General features: G+C 73.1%; 15 protein-coding genes and 2 pseudogenes. 12 read left to right on the forward strand and 5 right to left on the reverse strand.

Going from position 1 to position 19,686, the window contains the following annotated elements:
• Positions 1-32 precede the first annotated feature (32 nt).
• Complete coding sequence (locus HZZ00_RS09205) at positions 33-815, reverse strand: hypothetical protein (RefSeq protein WP_180331739.1); 783 nt, start codon at positions 813-815, stop codon at positions 33-35.
• A gap of 539 nt (positions 816-1,354) precedes the next feature.
• Between HZZ00_RS09205 and HZZ00_RS09210 the strand changes: the two genes are divergently transcribed.
• Together HZZ00_RS09210 and HZZ00_RS09215 are read left to right on the forward strand one after the other, a co-directional pair.
• Entirely contained in the window at positions 1,355-2,017 is a 663-nt protein-coding gene (locus HZZ00_RS09210) for a transglycosylase family protein (protein WP_180331740.1), read from the forward strand.
• Positions 2,018-2,427: 410 nt separating this feature from the next.
• A complete protein-coding gene (locus tag HZZ00_RS09215) occupies positions 2,428-2,643 on the forward strand; it encodes an I78 family peptidase inhibitor (RefSeq protein ID WP_070027992.1) in 216 nt (71 codons plus the stop codon).
• 104 nt (positions 2,644-2,747) lie between these two features.
• Here HZZ00_RS09215 and HZZ00_RS09220 read toward each other — a convergent pair whose 3' ends face one another.
• The gene (locus HZZ00_RS09220; protein WP_180331741.1) at positions 2,748-3,779 is read right to left on the reverse strand and encodes a phosphatase PAP2 family protein; all 1,032 of its coding nucleotides are present in this window, start codon (positions 3,777-3,779) and stop codon (positions 2,748-2,750) included.
• 238 nt (positions 3,780-4,017) lie between these two features.
• Positions 4,018-5,259: a glycosyltransferase family 39 protein gene (locus HZZ00_RS09225; RefSeq protein WP_180331742.1), complete on the reverse strand. Its 1,242-nt coding sequence runs from the start codon at positions 5,257-5,259 to the stop codon at positions 4,018-4,020.
• Between the two features lie 254 nt (positions 5,260-5,513).
• On the opposite strand from HZZ00_RS09225, the gene HZZ00_RS09230 reads away from it, so the two are divergent.
• Positions 5,514-7,139: an MFS transporter gene (locus tag HZZ00_RS09230; protein ID WP_180331743.1), complete on the forward strand. Its 1,626-nt coding sequence runs from the start codon at positions 5,514-5,516 to the stop codon at positions 7,137-7,139.
• Between the two features lie 119 nt (positions 7,140-7,258).
• Positions 7,259-8,449: an acyl-CoA dehydrogenase family protein gene (locus tag HZZ00_RS09235; protein ID WP_180331744.1), complete on the forward strand. Its 1,191-nt coding sequence runs from the start codon at positions 7,259-7,261 to the stop codon at positions 8,447-8,449.
• Positions 8,450-8,485: 36 nt separating this feature from the next.
• On the opposite strand, the gene HZZ00_RS09240 is transcribed toward HZZ00_RS09235, so the two are convergent.
• A complete protein-coding gene (locus HZZ00_RS09240; RefSeq protein ID WP_070027982.1) occupies positions 8,486-8,923 on the reverse strand; it encodes a cell division protein SepF in 438 nt (145 codons plus the stop codon).
• A 271-nt stretch (positions 8,924-9,194) separates the two neighbouring features.
• Between HZZ00_RS09240 and HZZ00_RS09245 the strand changes: the two genes are divergently transcribed.
• Positions 9,195-10,427: a DUF5685 family protein gene (locus HZZ00_RS09245; protein ID WP_180331745.1), complete on the forward strand. Its 1,233-nt coding sequence runs from the start codon at positions 9,195-9,197 to the stop codon at positions 10,425-10,427.
• Between the two features lie 7 nt (positions 10,428-10,434).
• On the opposite strand, the gene HZZ00_RS09250 is transcribed toward HZZ00_RS09245, so the two are convergent.
• Positions 10,435-11,382, reverse strand: a complete 948-nt coding sequence (locus tag HZZ00_RS09250) for an ABC transporter substrate-binding protein (RefSeq protein ID WP_180331746.1) — start codon at positions 11,380-11,382, stop codon at positions 10,435-10,437.
• Positions 11,383-11,854: 472 nt separating this feature from the next.
• Here HZZ00_RS09250 and HZZ00_RS09255 point away from each other — a divergent pair, with 472 nt between their 5' ends.
• The 7 genes and pseudogenes from HZZ00_RS09255 (at position 11,855) to HZZ00_RS09280 (ending at position 19,489) form a co-directional block, all read left to right on the forward strand.
• Positions 11,855-12,712, forward strand: coding sequence for an amino acid ABC transporter permease (locus HZZ00_RS09255; RefSeq protein WP_180331747.1), 858 nt, complete (start codon positions 11,855-11,857; stop codon positions 12,710-12,712).
• On the forward strand, positions 12,709-14,466 hold the full coding sequence (locus HZZ00_RS09260; RefSeq protein ID WP_180331748.1) for an FAD/NAD(P)-binding domain-containing protein: 1,758 nt from the start codon (positions 12,709-12,711) through the stop codon (positions 14,464-14,466). The genes HZZ00_RS09255 and HZZ00_RS09260 overlap by 4 nt, the downstream gene beginning before the upstream one ends.
• Before the next feature lie 29 nt (positions 14,467-14,495).
• Positions 14,496-15,257 carry an amino acid ABC transporter ATP-binding protein gene (locus tag HZZ00_RS09265; RefSeq protein WP_306856155.1) on the forward strand — a complete coding sequence of 254 codons (762 nt, stop codon included), beginning with the start codon at positions 14,496-14,498 and terminating at the stop codon, positions 15,255-15,257.
• Between the two features lie 44 nt (positions 15,258-15,301).
• Positions 15,302-16,156 (forward strand): annotated as a pseudogene (locus HZZ00_RS09270) (FMNH2-dependent monooxygenase); the annotation flags it as partial.
• A gap of 639 nt (positions 16,157-16,795) precedes the next feature.
• Positions 16,796-16,879 (forward strand): annotated as a pseudogene (locus HZZ00_RS39180) (hypothetical protein); the annotation flags it as partial.
• A 285-nt stretch (positions 16,880-17,164) separates the two neighbouring features.
• Positions 17,165-18,064, forward strand: a complete 900-nt coding sequence (locus HZZ00_RS09275; RefSeq protein ID WP_180331749.1) for a S1 family peptidase — start codon at positions 17,165-17,167, stop codon at positions 18,062-18,064.
• 342 nt (positions 18,065-18,406) lie between these two features.
• On the forward strand, positions 18,407-19,489 hold the full coding sequence (locus tag HZZ00_RS09280; RefSeq protein ID WP_180331750.1) for a S1 family peptidase: 1,083 nt from the start codon (positions 18,407-18,409) through the stop codon (positions 19,487-19,489).
• Positions 19,490-19,686 lie beyond the last annotated feature (197 nt).

Below are 19,686 nucleotides of genomic sequence, written 5' to 3' on the forward strand. Positions count from 1 at the left end.
GTTTCGTGACCTGCCTTCGGGAGCGCGGTTGGTCAGGTACCGGCGAGCGGCAGCGCCGCCGCCACCAGCCTGCCCTGCGCCGCGGCCCGGTCGAGGGAGTCGCGCAGCAGGTCCTCGCGGGGCTGGCGGCCGATCGAGCCCACCGGGGCGGCGAACATCAGCACCTGCTGGTGCTTGTTGGCCGAGGCCCGCCAGCCGTCGGTGACCTGGAGCGGCTGGTGCGCCTGCCACCAGGCCACCGGCTGGCCGCCGTGCGGGCCCGGCTGGAGGACCGCGTGCAGCTGGCCCACCGCCAGCAGCACCGACCAGCCGTGCAGCACCGGCGGTACGGCGGCGATCTCGGTGACCGGCATGAAGCCCTGCTCGATCAGCAGCGGCAGGAAGTCGTCCCCGGCCCCGGTGGTGCCCGGGCGCACGATGGGCGAGGTGGGCTCGACGACCAGCGCGGGGTGCAACTCGCCCTCGATGAGGACGAGTCCGCTGGTCACGCCGAGCACCGCCTGCTCGGGCGCGGACCGCTGCGGCCCGTCGTCGGCGGCCTGTGCGCCGATGGAGCGGACGGCGCCCTGCAACTGCTCCTCGGTGACCTGGACGACCTGCGAGGGCAGGCAGCTGGCGTGGGCGAAGGCGAGGACAGCGGTCTCCTCGCCGACGAACAGGACGGTGCTGGTGCGCTCCTGCTCGGAGTCGCCCGGGGTGCGGCAGGACGTGCAGTCGTAACTGCCCGGGGCGTTCTCTCCGGCGAGCAGCCGGTCGGCTTCTTCGTCGCCGATCTCGGCGCGTACGGCGTCGCTGACGTCGAGCATGCGCGGCACGGGTGGCTCCCTTGGGATGCGTGCTGGACCGGTCGGGTGGCCCCCGGCCGATGAGCCCCAGGGTTCCGGGCTCATGAAGAAGACAACGGGCGTCCTGTGGTGGGAGTCACGCATGGCGGGGCACCGGTTCGAACCAACCCTCGCGCGCGGTCACCCATGGTGCGGAATCCGCCACTCACGGTCAACTCCGCGCCTGAGCAGGCGACTTGAAGGGGTGAAGTGGGTCACAGGAGACTGCCGGGCATGGTCGAAAAATCGGTAAATCGGTGTATGTAGTGGGTGGCCGAAAATCGCCGATACCCCGGGTAACGGTCAACTGGCCTGGAAGGACGGCCATTTGGTTGAAGTCCGGCGCCGACTCTCCCTACATTCCTCCGCCGTGTGCAACGAGCACCGCTCGGGTACGTCCGCCACCCGGCACCGGCAGCGCAGCAGCGCCGGCACCGGGGGCGCGGTCGGGGCGGGCGCGCGTCACCGCGGTCCTGCGCGGCGAGGCGCGTGCCGCCTGGGGGAGCCCGGGTCGCTGGAAAGGGAATTACATGTCCGAGTGTGCCGATACCACCCGCACCACCGCCCGTGACGACAGCACGCGCCGGGGCCGCACGACGGCCGTACTCGCCGGTGCCGCGCTGCTGGCCCCGCTGGGGCTGCTGGCCGCGACCGGCAACGCCGCCGCCGCGGACAACGGGGTGTGGGACCGCATCGCCCAGTGCGAGAGCGGCGGCAACTGGCACATCAACACCGGCAACGGCTACTACGGCGGGCTCCAGTTCTCGGCCCACACCTGGCGCGCGTACGGCGGCTCCGCGTACGCCTCCACGGCCGACCGGGCCTCCCGGAGCGCGCAGATCGCCGTCGCGACGCGGGTCCAGCAGGCCCAGGGCTGGGGCGCCTGGCCGGTCTGCTCGGGACGCGCGGGAGCGATGGGCTCCGCCCCCTCGCAGGTGAGCGTCGACAAGGGCCCGGCGAAGAAGCCGGCCCCGGCCAGGACGAGGAAGCCGGCCCCGGCCACCACGCCGAAGACCTCGCGGCACCCGTCCCCGTCCCGGGGCACGGGCGGCTACACGGTGCGCGCGGGCGACACGCTGTCCAGGATCGCCGAGCGGCACGGCACGACGTGGCAGCGCCTCTACGCCGCGAACAGGTCCCTGATCGGCGCCGACCCGGACGTGATCGTGCCCGGACAGCGGCTGACCCTCTGAGCCGTACGGTGCCGGGACCAGCCCGGTGCCAGGCCCCCGGCCCGACGGCCCCCCGGTTCCCGCCGGGGGGCCGCGCCGCGTAGCGCCCGCGCGGCATGTGCGGAATCCGTGAAAATCCCCATGCGGTGTCAGCTCGGGTGCCACGGAGCGGGATTCCCCGGAATCACGCTCCCGGCGTCTCCAGGTCTTCGCCGCCGAAGTTTCCGGCGGGTAATTGAAAGGGCTGCGGCGACACGAGGGAATTCAGTTCGAATGCCCCGGTGAGCGGTACGGAAACCCCCGGACGTGTGAGGGAGTTCGGCCGGAAGAGACTCCGGAAGCTGTGACAGAAGTGTGACCCTGGTCGGAGGCCGCTCTTACCCGGACGTGCCCGGCTTCCGTCACCGCGCGTCGCGGCCTAGCGTGGCCGCATGGCACCGATTCCCACTCCGCCAGCGGAGCCCCAGGACAGTCCGGACGGGTACGTCGGCCTCGACGCGGCGAGCGCCGAGCGGCTGGCCCGGCAGCGCGGCTGGTCGACCGTGCGGTCGCTGCCGCCGGGCGCGATCATCACCATGGAGTACCGGGCGGGCCGGCTCAACTTCGAGGTGCGCGACGGCCGGGTGGCCCGCGCCTGGAAGGGCTGACGCCCGCGCCCGCGCACGGCGAAGGCCCCGTTCCCTTGAGGGAGCGGGGCCTTCGCCGTGGGGCGGGGACGTGGTGCGTACCGGACCCGCCGCCGTCCCGGCCGTCAGCCGCCTGTCAGGGGACGGGCCGCCGGCTGGGAGGTGCCGCGGGGTACCCGGTCGCCGCCCGGCGGCCGGCGGCTGCCCGCCGGGGTGACCGGGCTGCGCTCGGAGCGGGCCGTGTGCGGTCCGGGTGCCAGGTGCACCAGGCCCCGGGAGGCGCGGGTGGAGGAGACCGGCTCGCGGGCCGGCGCGGACTGCTCGGCCTCCGCGCCGCGCGGCGCCTTGAGCAGCACCGGCGCCAGCGGGGCGGCCGGCTCGGGAACGGGCCGGCTGCGCCGTACACGCCAGCGGTCGCGCAGGTCGAACAGCCAGGTCTCGGTCTTGGCGATCAGCGGCTCGAACCACGGCAGGGCGAGCAGGATCAGCAGGCCGGCGGCCCAGCCGAGGAGCACGTCGCTGAGCCAGTGCGTACCGAGGTAGACGGTGGTGAGACCGACACCCAGCGAGGTGATCGCGGACCCCGCGGACAGCCAGCGCCGTGCGCGCGGGGTCGAGGCCAGATAGGCCAGGATGCCCCAGGTCACCACCGCGTTGGCGGTGTGTCCGCTGGGAAATATATCGCCGCCCAGACCCATCTCGTTCGAGCCGATCACGGTCGCGTAGTGCGGACCGAGCCGCCCCATGCCGTACTTGGCGGCGCCCACCGTGGCGTTCAGCAGCAGCAGCGAGGTGGCCAGGGTGAGCAGCGGGCGCAGGGTGTGCTGGCGCCAGGAGCGCCAGCCGAGCCAGGCCGCGACCATCACCGCGGTGGGGCCGCGCTGGCCGAGCACCACGTAGTAGTCGAGGAAGGCGTGGATCTGCGGCCACTGCTGGTACGGCCGGAAGAACATGACCTGCCAGTCGAGCCGGACGAGCCAGGAGGTGGTCACCACGGCCCACACGATCGCCAGGTAGAAGGCGAGGGTCGCGGAGAACAGCACGACCCGGTGCCGGCTCATCACCGGCACGTCGATATGGGCCGGCCGTTCCGGCTCCCGGTCCAGCCTGGCGAACACCCGGTCCAGACGCCGGGTGAGGTTCCGTTCGGTACGCACCCAATCGACGTTACAGCGAGTGAGCTGTGTTCCCGGTCGTAACAGCGGCTTTGTGATGACGATGTGATGTGGGAAACCTCTCAAGGGCGGTCGAATTCCGCCGGATTCCGCAATCACGCGAGGCCGCGCTCTGTAATTCCTTTGATCGTGCCGGGTGTTGTTTATATGGCGCTTATAAATGCGTTAACCCGGTCCTGGGCCGCAATTCCCCGGAGCTTCACCGGCCGGTACGCGTCGATCACGGGGGGCCGGAGCCGTTCAGCCAGAACGCCCCGTAGACCGCGGAGATGATCGCCAGCGCCGCCGTGACCAGGGCGGACCGGGAGACGCGCGTCCGGGCGAGGGCCTCGGCGAGCGGGAGGAGCACCGGGAAGGCGGGCAGCAGCAGCCGTGGCTTGGAGCCGAAGTAGCTCGACGCGCACAGGGCCAGCGCCAGCACGACCCCCGTGTACACCAGCAGTTCGACCGGCTGGCCCCGGCGCACTCCGCTGACGTACAGCCAGAGCAGCAGGACGACACCGGCGATCAGCCCGACGCCCGCGAGCGCGGACGAGAACGACGTGAACCTGTCGGCCACGAAACACGCGAAGGCGTATCCGCCGTCGAAGCCGTTGCGCCATCCGGCCTGTACGTCCAGATAGCCGAACGGGCCCTTGCCGGTGCGCCCACCGACCCAGAGCACGTAGCCGGCCGCGCCGAGCGGAGCGATCAGCATCCCGAGGAGACGACGGAGGGTGAAAGGGGAGGGGACGCGTGTTGACGGTCCCGCGGCGACGGAAGGGGCGTGCGCCGTCCGCCGCGCGCCGTCCGCGCGCGCCGCGCTTCGCTCCCGCACGAAGGAGATCACGGCCGCGGTCCACACCGCGGCCACCACCGCGCCGCCCACCGGCCGGGTCAGCCCCGCCAGCGCCGCGAGCAGCCCCGCGCTCACCCACCGCCCGGTCAGCAGCGCGTACAGCGCCCACGCCGCCAGCGCCGTGAACAGCGACTCGCTGTACGCCATCGACTGGACCACCGCGACCGGCAGCACCGCCCACAGCAGTACGGCGCAGACGCCCACCCGCCGCCCGTACACGTGCTCGGCGACCGCGTAGATCCCCGCCGCCGCGGCGAGCGAGGCGAGCAGCGACACCACGAGACCCGCGTGCGCGTACGACAGCGGGGTGAGCGCGTGCAGGCCCCGCTCCAGCCACGGCAGCAGCGGGAAGAACGCCAGGTCGGAGTGGACGTCGCCGTCGGGCAGCCGCACCTGGTAGCCGTAGCCCAGCTCGGCGACCCGCGTGTACCAGAGGGAGTCCCAGCGCGCGGTCAGCAGGGTGAGGGCGCTCTTGCCGCGCGCGGAGCTCCACACCGCCAGCACCACCAGGCCCAGGACGCGGACCGCCGCGTAGCCCACGAGGGCCGGGACCGCCCGGCGCGGCAGCGGTGCGGGCGGCGGCGGGGCGTGGGGGGCGGCCACGCGCGTCTCGAGTTCGGTCACGGGCTCGATTATCGACCGGACGGGGGAACGGACCGGCCGCCGGGGCGCGGTCGAGCGGGCGGGGCGTGGTGCACGACACAGGGGTAGCCTCCCGGGGGTGAGAGGTCCGCCACGTGTGGGCGCGGCGGACTCGCGTAGGCTGACGAGCCATCCCCGTGGACAGCGCGGGCCGGGGACACCACTCCTTCCCGGCCGTACGACAGGCGGTCCCCGTCGCCCCGCTCCACGCGAGGGAACATCTGGGAGGTACGTACATGTCCGGGACGCCCACGGCCGCCCTGCGGCCGCGCCGCCGGACGGCCGGGCCCGGTGCCAACCGCTGGGTCGTCCTCGTCGTCCTCTGCGTCAGCCTGCTGCTCGTCGCCCTCGACGCCACCGTGCTGCACGTGGCGGTCCCCGCGGTCACCGAGGACCTGCGGCCCGGCGCCACGGAACTGCTCTGGATCGTCGACGTCTACCCGCTGGTCTGCGCCTCGCTGCTGATCCTCTTCGGCACCCTCGGCGACCGCGTGGGGCGCAGACGCGTCCTGCTGCTCGGCTACGGCCTGTTCGGCGTGGCCTCCGCCGTCGCCGCGTCCGCGCACACGGCCGAGGTGCTGATTTTCGCCCGCGCCCTGCTCGGCGTCGGCGGCGCCATGATCATGCCCGCGACCCTGTCGATCCTCCGCCAGGTCTTCCCCGACCGGCGCGAGCGCGCCCTCGCCATCGGCGTGTGGAGCGCGGTCGCCGCCGTCGGCGCGGCGGTCGGCCCGCTGCTCGGCGGCTTTCTGCTGGAGCACTTCTGGTGGGGCTCGGTCTTCCTGATCAACATCCCGCTGATGCTGATCAGCCTCCCGGTCGGGCGGATGCTGCTGCCCGAGTCCCGGGGCGCGGCGGACGGCCCCTGGGACGTGACCGGCGCGCTGATGGCGGCGGCCGGCCTGTTCGGCGTCGTCCTCGGCGTCAAGCAGCTCGGCGGCGGCCACGCCCCGGCGAGCCCCTTGACCCTGCTGCCGCTGCCGGCCGGCGCGGCCCTGCTCGTCCTCTTCGTACGGCGCCAGCGGCGGCTGCCGCACCCGCTGGTGGACCTGCGCCTGTTCCGCAGGTCCGCGTTCAGCACCGCGGTCGGCTGCATCGTGCTGGCGATGCTCGCGCTGGTCGGCCTGGAGCTGATCGCCGCGCAGTACCTGCAACTGGTCCTCGGCCTGTCGCCGCTCGCCACCGGCCTGCGGCTGCTGCCGCTGACCGTGGCGGCGATGGCGGCGGGCCTGCTGGGCGCGCGGGTGCTGCGCCGGTTCGGACCGCGCCGGATGGTGTGCACCGGCTTCTGCGTGACGGCGGCCGCGGTGCTGACCCTGACCGCGATGGGCCGCGCAGACAACCCGGCGCTGCTGCTGTCCGGCTTCGTGCTGCTCGGCCTCGGCCTGGAGACCACGCTCTTCGGCGCCTACGAGTCGATGCTCAGCGAGGCACCGGCGGACCGGGCGGGCGGCGCGGCGGCGATCGGCGAGACCTCCTACCAGCTGGGCGCCGGCCTCGGCATCGCGCTCCTCGGCAGCGTGATGAACGCGGCGTACACCCCCCGGCTGCGCACGGTGCCCGGCGTCTCCGCCGCGGACGCGACCGCCGCCGGGCACTCGCTGGGGGAGGCCTACGACGTCGCGCACCGGCTCGGCGGCGCGGCCGGGGCCGCGCTGCGCCGGGCGGCCCGGGACTCCTTCGTGCACGGGCTGCACGTGACCCTGCTGGTCAGCGCGGGGCTGTTGCTGCTGGGCGCGGTGATGGCGCTGCGGCTGCCGCGGGTCATGCAGTGCGGGGCGGAGGCGGGGCCGGAGCCGGACGACGCCGGGCTGGAGCTGCCCGCCCCGCGCGCCTCGGAGAAGCCGCGGGTCTCCGCCTGACCCCTCTGGACGTACGGGACACTGCGCCGTAACGTCGGCTGCGCCACCATAACTAGCGCTGCTAGTTTTCAGGTGTCGCCGTGTACCGCAGTGTGCCTGACTGTCCCGGAGGGTGTTCCATGTCCGCGTCCGCGAAGCTGCCCCCGTTCGACGCTGCCGATCCGCTCGGGATCGACGACCTGCTGGACCCGGAGGACCTGGCGATCCGGGACACCGTCCGCGGCTGGGCGGCCGACCGCGTGCTGCCGTACGTCGCCGACTGGTACGAGAAGGGCGAGCTGCCGCAGATCCGGGAACTCGCCCGGGAACTCGGCGGCCTCGGCGCCCTCGGCATGTCCCTGACCGGGTACGGCTGCGCGGGCGCCACGGCCGTGCAGTACGGTCTCGCCTGCCTGGAGCTGGAGGCGGCCGACTCGGGTATCCGCTCGCTGGTCTCCGTGCAGGGTTCCCTCGCCATGTACGCGATCCACCGCTTCGGCAGCGAGGAGCAGAAGCGCGAATGGCTGCCGCGGATGGCCGCCGGCGAGGTGATCGGCTGCTTCGGCCTGACCGAGCCGGACCACGGTTCCGACCCCGCCTCCATGCGCACCCACGCCAAGCGCGACGGCGCCGACTGGGTGCTCAACGGCCGCAAGATGTGGATCACCAACGGCTCGGTCGCCGGGGTGGCCGTCGTCTGGGCGGGGACCGAGGAGGGCATCCGGGGCTTCGTCGTACCGACCGACACACCCGGTTTCTCCGCGCCGGAGATCAAGCACAAGTGGTCCCTGCGCGCCTCCGTCACCAGTGAACTCGTCCTGGACGACGTGCGGTTGCCCGCCTCCGCGGCGCTGCCGGAGGTGGTCGGGCTGCGCGGCCCGCTGAGCTGTCTGTCGCACGCCCGCTACGGCATCGTCTGGGGCGCGATGGGCGCCGCGCGCAGCAGCTTCGAGGCGGCCGTGGAGTACGCGAAGACCCGCGAGCAGTTCGGGCGGCCCATCGGCGGGTTCCAGCTGACCCAGGCCAAGCTGGCCGACATGGCGGTGGAACTGCACAAGGGAATCCTGCTCGCCCACCATCTGGGGCGGCGGATGGACGCCGGCCGCCTGCGGCCCGAGCAGGTCAGCTTCGGCAAGCTGAACAACGTCCGCGAGGCCATCGAGATCTGCCGTACGGCGCGCACGATCCTCGGTGCCAACGGGATCTCGCTCGAATACCCGGTGATGCGGCACGCGACCAACCTGGAGTCGGTGCTCACCTACGAGGGCACCGTCGAGATGCACCAGCTGGTGCTGGGCAAGGCGCTCACCGGGATCGACGCGTTCCGGTGAGCCCCCGGGCGGGGCGGGGCCGGTGAGGGCCCCGCCTCAGCTCTGGTTGAAGAAGCCGTCCGAGCGGTGCGCGGACGCGTCCCCGCTGATGATCTCCGTGTCGGCCGGGGTCAGCAGGAACACCCGGTTGGAGACCCGGTCGATGGAGCCGCGCAGGCCGAAGATCAGCCCCGCCGCGAAGTCCACGACCCGCTTGGCGTCGCCGGGCTCCATGCCGGTCAGGTTCACGATGACCGGGACCCCCTCCCGGAACAGCTCGCCGATGGCACGGGCGTCCCGGAAGCTGTCCGGCGTGACCGTGGCGATCCGGCGCCCCTTCTCCTGGGCCGTGTCCGTGGCCACCTGCACCCGAGGGTCGGTCACCCAGGCGTCCCTGGACGCGGTGCCCTCGGAGTAGTCGTCGTCGTAATAGCGCTCGTCATCGTTGTCGTCGACGAGGCCGAGCCACGCACTCGCCTTGCGTACCGATCCCATGGACGCCTCCTCTCACAGCGGTCTCTCGTGCTTCCGCACCTTCCCCTATGGTCATCCATGATGCTGACAGCGCGCCAAGTGGATAGTCGCCGCGCGGGGGGTTTGTGACGGTACTGGTGCACAGCCGATCCGTCGAGACACCTTGTCCCCCAAGGGTTGTGACACGTACGGCTGCTGACTGTGAGTGAAATATGATGGTCGGCGGCGGATGGGTGACACGCGGTGCGTCCGGGTGAGACGGCCGCCAAGGTCAACACTCGGGGGGATCGCGGTGTTCGGAATAGTCAGGCCCTGCGCGCACCGGCTCGGGGAGCGCTTCAAGAACGAGTGGATGGCGCACCTGTGCGGGCTCTGCCTCGCGCTGCGCGGCGACCACGGACAGCTGGCGCGGATCGTCACCAACTACGACGGCCTGCTGATATCGGTGTTGACGGAGGCTCAGCTCGGCCGTGCCGAGGGCGGCCGGCGCACCGCCGGGCCCTGCGCCCTGCGCGGGATGCGGACGGCGTCCGTCGCCCAGGGCGAGGGCGCGCGGCTCGCCGCCGCCGTCTCCCTGGTGCTGGCCGCGGCGAAGGTCCGCGACCACGTCGCCGACCGGGACGGGCTGCTGGCCCGCAGGCCCGTGGCCGCCGCCGCCCGCAAGGTCGCGGCGGGCTGGGGGCGGGCCGGAGCGCACAGCGGGGCGGCGGTCGGCTTCGACACCGGCGTCCTGGTGGCCGCCGTCGACCGGCAGCTCGGCATCGAGACCCTGGCCGGGCCCGGCACCCCGATCCTGACGGTCACCGAGCCCACCGAGACGGCCACCGCCGCCGCCTTCGCCCACACCGCGCACCTGGCCGGCCGGCCCGGCAACGCGGTGCCGCTCGCGGAGGCCGGGCGGCTGTTCGGGCGGCTCGCCCACCTGCTGGACGCGGTGGAGGACCAGGCGGCCGACGCCCGCACCGGCGCCTGGAACCCGCTCACCGCCACCGGCACCTCCCGCGAGGAGGCCCGGCGGCTCGCCGACGACGCCGTGCACGGCATCCGACTCGCCCTGCGCGACGCCGAGTTCAGCGACGGGAAGCTGGCCCACCTGCTGCTGGTGCACGAGCTGCCGCGATCGGTCGACCGGGCGTTCGGCACGACGTCCTGTGGTCACGCCGCACCCGAGGCCGCCTTCGGCCCGCCGCCCGCGGGCCCCTACGCGCCGGGGAAACCTGGCCCACAGGGGAACCCGTACGGGAACCCCCAGGGCAGGCCCCCGGGCCCGGACGGCGGGCCGCCGCAGGGCCCGGACAAGCGGGGCTTCTGGCTCGGCTGCGCCGCCGCCCTCGGGCTGTGCTGCACCTGCAAGGCGTGCTGCGCCGACGAGTTCGAGGGCCCCTGGTCGCGCAAGCGGCGCGAGGGCTGCTGCTCCGTCTGCTCGGACGTGGACTGCGGCGACTGCAAGGACTGCTGTGACGTCTGCGAGTGCTGCGGCAACTGCTGCAGTTGCTGCGACGGCGACTGCGGGTGCGACTGCTGACCCGCACTCAGTTCTTGATTTCCGGCGGGGAGATCCGCGACCGGTCGATCGCCGAGCCGGTCGTGCCCCACTTCTTCAGGATCCTGTCGTAGGTGCCGTCGGCGATCAGCCGGTTCACCGCCGCCTGGAAGGCGGGCGCCAGCTCGGTGCCCTTCTTGAAGGCGAAGCCGACGTCCAGGCGGTGGAACTCGTTGAGGAACTTCAGGCCCGGCTGCCGGGCGACGGCATAGCGCAGGCCGTTGATCGTGGACATCACGATGTCGCTGCGGCCCTGCTGCACCGAGGACCAGATCGCGCTCGGCTCGGCGTACGTCTGCACCTGGTACGGCTTCCGGCCCGCGTCCGTGCACAGGTGCTTGTTCTCCTCCAGGGTCGCCTCGAACGTGGTCCCCGCGCCGGTCGCCACGTTCAGCCCGCACAGCTGCCGCAGATCGGTGATCTTCGACAGCTTGCTGTCCTTGCGGGTGGCGAAGCCCTGGCCGTCGTTGATGTAGGTGACGAAGTCGATGGTCCTGCGGCGCTCGTCGGTGACCCCGAAGTTGCTCGCGCCGACGTCGTACTTGCCGCTGTCCAGGGCGGGCAGGATCGCCTCGAAACTCGCCTGGTCCACCGTCAGGTCGATGCCGAGGACCTTGGCGACCGCCTTGGTGAAGTCGACGTCCTGGCCGGTCAGCGTCTTGCCGTCGGACAGATAGGTGGTGCCGGGCGGGGTGCCGCCGACGCTGATCGCGACGGTGAGGCGGGTGGTGCCCGCGGGCAGCAGCCTCGCCGCCGCCGGGTCCTTCCTCTCGGCCGACACCACGTCGGTGGTCGGCACCGCGTCCGACTTGGCCGCCACCCCGGAGGCGTCCGCCCCGCCCGTGGTGGCGGAGCCGGCACCGCAGGCGGTGAGGAACAGGGCGGCCGAGGTGATGGCGGCGAAGGGCATGACATAGCGATAAATCGGCGTACGCATCGACTGCGGTCTCCTGAGACGGAAAAGGGCGTGCGAGAGCGCGAGGGGAGGGGAGGAACGCGTGTGAAGGCGAGCTACCGCGGAAGAAAGCGCGTGTGGAGGCGAGCTGCCGCGGGAGAAGAGCGCGGGGAAAGCGGAGAGCGCGAAGGACGCCCGCCGGACGCGGGCGCACGCAGGGGGTCAGCTCAACAGGAGGAGGACCACACGCGACCGAAGTCGATGTGGGAGCGGGTGACCAGCCACTGCTGTGGATGCATGGGGCAAGTGGAACAGGCATCCGGTTCCGCGTCAACCGGCTTGAGACGTAGCGCTCACAGTGTGGACGCCCTTGACAGCGCGGGCGACCGCTTGCGTACTCTCGGTGCACGGCCCTGCTGAGGGGCTCGGCCGTATCCGCGCCGCCCGGCGGCGCGCCTCCGTGTGAAGGCATCACCCGTTCCGACGTCCGACCATCGCGTCACGGAGCCTTCGCATGTCATCCGACACCCTCGCCCAAGCCCCCGCCGCCCCGGAGATACCCGGGCCCGCGGACGTCCCCCGGATCGTGCCCCAGCGCCGCTACGGCCAGTGGACCGCCGCCGTCGTCGTCCTCGTCCTGCTCGCCCTCGCCGTCACCTCCGTCGTCCGCAACCAGGCGTTCCAGTGGGACGTCGTCGCCGCGTACTTCACCACCGGCTCGGTACTGCGCGGGCTGTGGCTCACGCTGTGGCTGACCGCCGTGGTGATGGTCCTCGGCTTCGCCCTCGGCACCCTGCTCGCCGCCTTCCGGCTGTCCGCCAACCCCGTGCTGCGCGCGGTCGGCTGGGGCTACGTGTGGTTGTTCCGGTCCATCCCGGTGCTGGTGCAGCTGCTGCTGTGGTTCAACATCGGGGCGCTGTACCCGCAGGTGCTCGGCGTGAAGACGGTCAACCTGCTCAGCCCGGTCGCGGTCGCCATCATCGGGCTCACCCTGCACGAGGCCGCCTACGCCGCCGAGGTCGTCCGCGGCGGCATCCTCTCCGTCGGCCGGGACCAGATCGAGGCCGCCCAGGCGCTCGGCCTGAGCCGGTGGCGCCGCGGGTGGCGGATCGTGCTGCCCCAGGCGATGCGGTCCATCGTGCCGCCCGCCGGCAACATGCTGATCGGCACCCTCAAGGGCACCTCGATCGTCAGCGTCATCGCGGTCAACGACCTGCTGTTCTCGGCCCAGTTGATCTACCACCGCACCTACCAGGTGATCCCGCTGCTGATGGTCGCCACCCTCTGGTACGCGGTCGTCACCACCCTGCTCGGCATCGGCCAGCACTACGTCGAGAAGCACTACGCCCGCGGCACGGAGCAGGCCCGATGAGGCCCCAGCTGGTGATCGTGGGCGCCGGTCCGCGGGGGACCGGCCTCCTCGAACGCATCGCCGCCAACGCCCCCGAGCTGTACGCCGGTTCGGGCCTCGACATCCATCTGGTGGACCCCCACCCGCCGGGCGGCGGGCGCATCTGGCGGCAGGAGCAGTCGCCGCTGCTGTGGATGAACTCGCACGCCGAGGACGTCACCATGTTCACCGACGACACGGTGCGCATGGACGGCCCGGTGCGCGAGGGCCCCACCCTGCACGAGTGGGCCGCCCTGGACGGCCGCACCTTCGCCGACCGCCGGATCCAGGGCCGCTATCTGCGCTGGGTGTACGAGCGGGCCCGGGCCGCGCTGCCCCCGGACATCACCGTCCACCACCACCCCACCCGCGCCCTGCGCGTCGGCGGCCCCCGCGACGGACGCCAGCAGGTCTGGCTGGCGGGCCGGCCCCGCCCGCTCCAGGCCGATCTGGTGATCCTCGCCCTCGGCCACCTCGACGCCGAACTCGACCCGGAGCAGGCCCGGTTGGCCGCCCACGCCCGCACCCACGGCCTGACGCACCTGCCGCCCGACTTCACCGCCGACACCGACCTGTCCGCGCTGCGGCCCGGCGAACCGGTGCTCGTCCGGGGCTTCGGGCTGGCCTTCGTGGACCTCATGGTGCTGCTCACCGAGGGCCGCGGCGGCCGGTACGACGGCGACACCTATCTCCCCTCGGGCCGCGAGCCGGTGCTGTACGTCGGCTCGCGGCGCGGAGTGCCGTACCACTCGAAGATCGGCTACGACTGGACCGGCGACCGGCCCCCGCTGCCCCGCTTCCTCGGCCCCGCCGAGACCGACGCCCTGCTGGCCCGGCCGGACGGCTTCGACTTCCGGCGCGATGTGTGGCCGCTGGTGGAGAAGGAACTGGGCTTCGCCCACTACCACCGGCTGTTCACCGCCCACCCGGAGCGCACGGCCACCGCCTGGGCCGACTTCGAGAGGAGGTACACGGCCGCCGGCGACCCCGCCGAGCTGGCCGCGCTCGTCGCCACCGCCGTCCCCGACCCGGCCGACCGGCTCGACCTCGCCGCACTCGACCATCCGCTGGCCGGGGTGCGGTACGCCTCGCCGGAGGAGTTCCAGGACGGCCTGCGCGCCCGTGTCGAGGCGGACCTCAGACGGCGTCACGACCCCGCGCACAGCGCGGACCTGGGCGTCTTCCTCGGGCTGCTGTCCGTCTACGGGCAGCTGGTGCGGCTCGGGGACATCGGGCCCTGGTGGCACGGGTTCTTCAGCTTCCTGGCGTCCGGACCGCCCGGCCCCCGGCTGCGGCAGATGCTCGCACTCTCCCGGGCGGGCCTGCTGCGCTTCCTCGGCGCCGACATGACCGTCACCGCCGAGGACGGGGCGTTCCGGGCGGCCAGTCCCACCGTGCCGGGACACTCCGTCACGGCCCGCGCCCTGGTCGAGGCCCGGCTGCCCGCGCCCACCGTGGGCCGCGCCCGCGACCCCCTGCTGCGCGCCCTGCACGCCGACGGTGCCGCCGAGACCCCCGAGGGGCTGCTCCGGGTCGACCCGCGCGACGGCCGCGTCCTCGACGGCGCCGGACGCCCGCACCCCCGGCGCTTCGCACTCGGCCCCTACACCGACGCCCGCACCCCCGGCGCCTTCACCCGGCCGCGCACCGGCGGACCCGCCTTCCGGCAGAACGACGCCACCGCCCGGACGGCACTGTCCTTCCTGCGGGCCCGGGCCGGCCGCGCCGCCGCCTGAACGCCGCTCACGAACAAAGGATTTGGTCCATGACCGTCATGGTCGACATCAGGTCGGTGCACAAGAGCTTCGGCTCGCTCGACGTGCTCAAGGGCATCGACCTCCAGGTCCGCACCGGCGAGGTGACCGTCGTGCTCGGGCCCTCCGGCTCCGGCAAGTCCACGCTGCTGCGCACCATCAACCACCTGGAGAAGGCGGACCGGGGGGAGATCACGGTGGACGGCGCGCCGGTCGGTTACCGGCGCACCGGCGACCGGCTGTACGAGCTGCCCGAGCGCGAGGTGCTGCGCCGGCGCACCAAGATCGGCTTCGTCTTCCAGAACTTCCGGCTCTTCCCCCATCTCACCGTGCTGGACAACGTGGTCGAGGCGCCGGTGTCCGCGCTGAAGCGGCCCCGCGCGGAGGCGGTGGCGCGGGCGCACCGGCTGCTCGCCCGGGTGGGGCTGGCGGACAAGGCCGACGCGTACCCCGCGCAGTTGTCCGGCGGACAGCAGCAACGCGTCGCCATCGCACGGGCGCTGGCGCTGGAGCCCCGGCTGCTGCTCTTCGACGAGCCGACCTCGGCGCTCGATCCCGAGCTGGTCGGCGAGGTGCTGGACGTCATCCGCGACCTCGCCGCCCAGGGCACCACGATGATCGTCGTCACCCATGAGATCGCGTTCGCGCGGGAGGTCGCCGACACGGTGGTGTTCATGGCCGACGGGCGGATCGTCGAACAGGGGCCGCCCGAGGCGGTGCTGGCCGCACCGCGCGAGGAGCGCACGCGGGCGTTCCTGGCGAAGGTGCTGTGAGGACGGGACCGGCCGGGCGGACGAGCGGGCGGTACCGGCGGGGGATGCTGCATCTGGCCGCCGCCGTCGAGCCGCCCGAGGGCCCCGGCGCCGGGCCGTACGCGGAGCTGGCACGGCTCGCCGAGCACGGCCGGCTGGACTTCGTGACCCTGGGCGACCCGGCCGGGCGGCCCGGGCCCGAGGCGCTGGACCTGCTGGGCCGGGTGGTGCCGGCGACCCGGCGGATCGGGCTGGTGCCCGCCCTCGCCGAACCCTGGCCGGCGCCGGCCGCCCTGGCCGGAGCGGACTGGATCGGCCGGGGCCGGGCCGGCTGGCGGATCGTGGTGCCGCGGGCCGGGGCCCGGCCGCCCGCCCGCCGGGTCGCCGGGCAGGTGTCCCGGCCCCCGCACGGTCACCCCGTCCGCGTGGTCGACGCGGACACGAAGGAGGGCCGGACGACCGCCGCCCGGTACGCGGACGTGGCCCTGGTGCCCGCCGAGACCCCGGCGCAGGCCGCCGCCGTCTGCGATGAACTGCGGTCGACGGCGATCGCGTCGGGCCGCGATCCGGCCGCGCTGCGGGTCCTGGTGAGCCTGCGGGTCGACCTCGGCGGCGGTGAGCAGGCGGCCGAACCGGGGCACGGCGGAGGCGGGCCCCGGCCCAGCCCGATGGGTCCGCTGTACCGGGGCGGGCCGGTCGACCTCGCGGAACTGGTCGCCGCCTGGCACACCGAGGGGGCCGCCGACGGCTTCCACCTGGTCCCCGTCGAGCCGCGCCGCGATCTGGAACGCCTGGTCAACGGCACGGTGGCGCTGCTCCAGCACCGCGGCCTGTTCCGCACCTTCTATCCCGGCGCCACCCTGCGCGAGCACCTGGACCTGGCCCGGGGGGAGAGCGCCCCCCCGCCGAACCGGCGGACAGATGGAGGAGATGGTGTGACCACCGGCGCGGCCGACGAGTGGAAGCAGCGGTGCCAGAAGCGGGAGGAGTCGGTCACGGCCCCCTGCGGGCCGCTCGCCCTGACCGCCACCCCTTGGCCGGAAGACCATCCGGAGGGGCGACTTCCGGACATTCCGGGGAACTAGGTGGCGGACGGTCAGGGTGTTGTGCCGGAGGCCGCCGGGGCCGACGGGCCGCGGGGGGACCGCCGGCCCTTCCACGGGGAGATCCGGCTGGTCGCCGGCGGTGATCCGCAGGCCGTCTGGCGTCTCGGGCTCGGCGGGGGCGGCCGGTGGTGCTGGTCCGCGAGGACGTCCGGGGAGTGCGGGTCCGCGGCCCCGGAGCCGGGGCCCGCCGGGCCTTTCGGGGCTTCGAGGCCACCGCGTACGACCCCGGCCGGGCGGTGCCGGGCGGCTTCACGGCGTACGACGCGCAGCGCACCGCCCGGGTCGGCGACGCGGACGGCCGCGCCCGTGGGCCGGTCCTCGCCGGGGCACTCCCCTTCGCCCTGGGCGGCCTCGGGCGGACGCTGAAGGCGGCGCGCCGGGGGAGGGCCGCCGTGAGCGGTCCTCGCCGACGCCACCAGCGAAGACGGCGGCCTCCGGTTCCGCTTCCCGTACGTGCGCGCGCCGGGCTGCGAGGGCCGTACGACCGTCGGCTCCCACCGCGCCCGACTCCCGCCCCGCGCCCGCGCCGAGCACTCGCCGTGCCCCTTCCCGCCGCCCGGCGACACGCCGGACGTGGCCGTTCGGGCGGGGGAGCGGACGCCGCTCGGGCACCGGAATGCCACGGCGCGGCGACCTTTGGGCAAAGGAGGCCTAAAGTCCGACGGCCGAAAGGCACCCTTGTGCCTACCGGGCGTTCGGCCGAATACTCCCGTTCAGCGGTTGTCAGGGACATGCACATCGCAATCCGGTGGCACCCCTGGCTGCGCCTCACCGGGCCCCGACCCCACGCGGGCCCCCTACTTCCCTTGGAGGGAACGAGAAGTGAGGATCAAGCGCACCACTCCCCGCGGCGGTACGGCGAGACGGACCCGGCTGGTCGCCGTGGCCGCGGGCTTCCTGGCCGCGGCCGCGTTCGCCGCCCCCACCGCGAACGCGAGCGAGGCCCACCCGTTCAGCGCCGCGCAGCTCACCCAGGCGAGCGACTCGGTGATGAAGGCGGACGTCCCCGGCACCGCCTGGGCCGTCGACCCCGCGACCAACCGTGTCGTCGTCACCGTCGACAGCACGGTCTCCCAGGCCGAGATCGCCAAGATCAAGAAGCAGGCCGGCACCGACGCGGGCGCGCTCACCATCAAGCACACGGCCGGCACGTTCAAGCCGCTGATCAGCGGCGGCGACGCCATCTACGGCGGCCAGTACCGCTGTTCGCTCGGCTTCAACGTGCACAGCGGCAGCACGTACTACTTCCTGACCGCCGGACACTGCGGCCAGGTCGCCTCCACCTGGTACAGCAACTCCGGGCACACCACCACGCTGGGCACCAACGTGGGCTACAGCTTCCCGGGCAACGACTTCGCTCTGGTCAAGTACACCAACTCCTCGATCGCGCACCCGAGCGCGGTCGGCAGCCAGACCATCTCCAGCGCGGCCACCCCGAGTGTGGGCCAGACCGTCTACCGGCGCGGCTCCACCACCGGTACGCACAGCGGCAAGGTCACCGCGCTCAACGCCACCGTCAACTACGGCAGCGACGGCATCGTCTCCGGCCTGATCCAGACCACGGTCTGCGCCGAGGGCGGCGACAGCGGCGGCCCGCTGTACAACGGCTCCACGGCCTACGGTCTGACCTCCGGCGGCAGCGGCGACTGCACCTCCGGCGGCACGACCTTCTTCCAGCCGGTCACCGAGGCCCTGAGCTACTACGGCGTCACGCTTCCCTGACGTCCCCGCTCCGGCCGCGGCCGTGGCGAGCCCCCGCACACATCCGTGTGTGCGGGGGCTTCCTCGTGCCCGGGGCGTGAAGGAAGGGGAAAGGAACAAGCCATGCGAGCCGATCACGTTGGGGTGAGTGTTACTCGCTCGTAGTGTTTGCGGGGCGAAATTGCCTGGGCGGTGACGGACGGTCAGGCGGGAACAGGTGTGCGCAAGCCGTTGCCACGCGCGTCCGGAAGTCGGTCTTGTGTGTCCCCTGTGGGGTTCGGAAGAGTGGGCGCCCGTCAACCAGCCTTCAGGTCGTCGGGTCCCCACAACCCGGACGGCCATCCCCCCACAGGAGGACGTGAGTTGAAGCACCGACGCATACCCGGGCGGCGGCTCGTCATGACCGGCGCGGGCATCGCCGCGCTGGCTCTGGCAGGGGTCACCTTGCAGAATGCGAACGCCAGCGAGCCCGCGAAGTCCGTGGCGCAGCCCCGGCCGCTGTCCGCTCCGGCGGCCGCGAACCTCGCCTCCACGCTGAGTTCGCGCCTCGGTGGCGGCGCCGCGGGCAGCTACTACGACGCCAAGGCCAAGAGCCTCGTCGTGAACGTGCTCGACAGGGCCGCCGCGAAGACCGTCGAGGCCTCGGGCGCCAAGGCCAGAATCGTCGCCCACTCGCTCGCCGAACTCGACGGCGCCCGCGCGACGCTGAAGAAGGACGCGACCATCCCGGGCACGTCCTGGGCCACCGACCCGGTGTCGAACAAGGTGGTCGTCACGGCCGACAAGTCGGTCACCGGCGCGCGCTGGGCCAAGCTGAGCAAGGTGGTCCAGGGGCTCGGCGGCAAGGTCGAACTGAAGCGCTCCCGGACGGAGTTCAAGCCCTTCATCGCCGGCGGCGACGCCATCAACGGCTCCGGTGGCCGCTGCTCGCTCGGCTTCAACGTGGTCAAGGGCGGACAGCCGTACTTCCTGACCGCCGGGCACTGCACCGCCTCCATCTCCAGCTGGTCGGACGCCGACGGCAACGAGATCGGGCAGAACGCGGAGTCCCACTTCCCGGGCACCGACTACGGTCTGGTCAAGTACACCTCGGACACCGACCACCCGAGCGAGGTCGACCTGTACAACGGCTCGACCCAGAAGATCACCGGGGCGGCCGAGGCCACGGTGGGCATGAAGGTCACGCGCAGCGGGTCCACGACCCATGTGCACGAGGGCACGGTCACCGGCCTGAACGCCACCGTGAACTACCAGGAGGGCACGGTCGGCGGGCTGATCCAGACCGACGTCTGCGCCGAGCCCGGCGACAGCGGCGGCTCCCTGTTCTCCGGCGGCGAGGCGATCGGTCTGACCTCCGGCGGCAGCGGCGACTGCACCTCCGGCGGCGAGACCTTCTTCCAGCCGGTCACCGCGGCCCTGACGGCCACGGGCACCGAGATCGGCTGACCGCCACCCGGTTCTCCTTCCGACGCCCCGCCCCGGTCTCCCCGGGGCGGGGCGTCGTCGTCTCCGCCCCTGGTCCTGGCACCGTTCCGTTCCGGCCATCGCTCACTCCGCGCGATCGACCGCCTACTTGTTCGAATGAAGTCGCTGACCGGCGGTGATGGGGTTACAGTATTCGAACGAGCGTACGATGAACGTAT

Source organism: Streptomyces sp. NEAU-sy36, from assembly GCF_013423905.1.
GTDB lineage: Bacteria > Actinomycetota > Actinomycetes > Streptomycetales > Streptomycetaceae > Streptomyces > Streptomyces misionensis.

Excerpts from the sequence above, each read along its gene's own strand:
- HZZ00_RS09210 (WP_180331740.1), top strand. The coding sequence starts at position 1,355 with ATGTCCGAGTGTGCCGATACCACCCGCACCACCGCCCGTGACGACAGC.
- HZZ00_RS09215 (WP_070027992.1), top strand. The coding sequence starts at position 2,428 with ATGGCACCGATTCCCACTCCGCCAGCGGAGCCCCAGGACAGTCCGGAC.
- HZZ00_RS09230 (WP_180331743.1), top strand. The coding sequence starts at position 5,514 with ATGTCCGGGACGCCCACGGCCGCCCTGCGGCCGCGCCGCCGGACGGCC.
- HZZ00_RS09235 (WP_180331744.1), top strand. The coding sequence starts at position 7,259 with ATGTCCGCGTCCGCGAAGCTGCCCCCGTTCGACGCTGCCGATCCGCTC.
- HZZ00_RS09240 (WP_070027982.1), bottom strand. The coding sequence starts at position 8,923 with ATGGGATCGGTACGCAAGGCGAGTGCGTGGCTCGGCCTCGTCGACGAC.
- HZZ00_RS09250 (WP_180331746.1), bottom strand. The coding sequence starts at position 11,382 with ATGCGTACGCCGATTTATCGCTATGTCATGCCCTTCGCCGCCATCACC.
- HZZ00_RS09255 (WP_180331747.1), top strand. The coding sequence starts at position 11,855 with ATGTCATCCGACACCCTCGCCCAAGCCCCCGCCGCCCCGGAGATACCC.
- HZZ00_RS09260 (WP_180331748.1), top strand. The coding sequence starts at position 12,709 with ATGAGGCCCCAGCTGGTGATCGTGGGCGCCGGTCCGCGGGGGACCGGC.
- HZZ00_RS09265 (WP_306856155.1), top strand. The coding sequence starts at position 14,496 with ATGACCGTCATGGTCGACATCAGGTCGGTGCACAAGAGCTTCGGCTCG.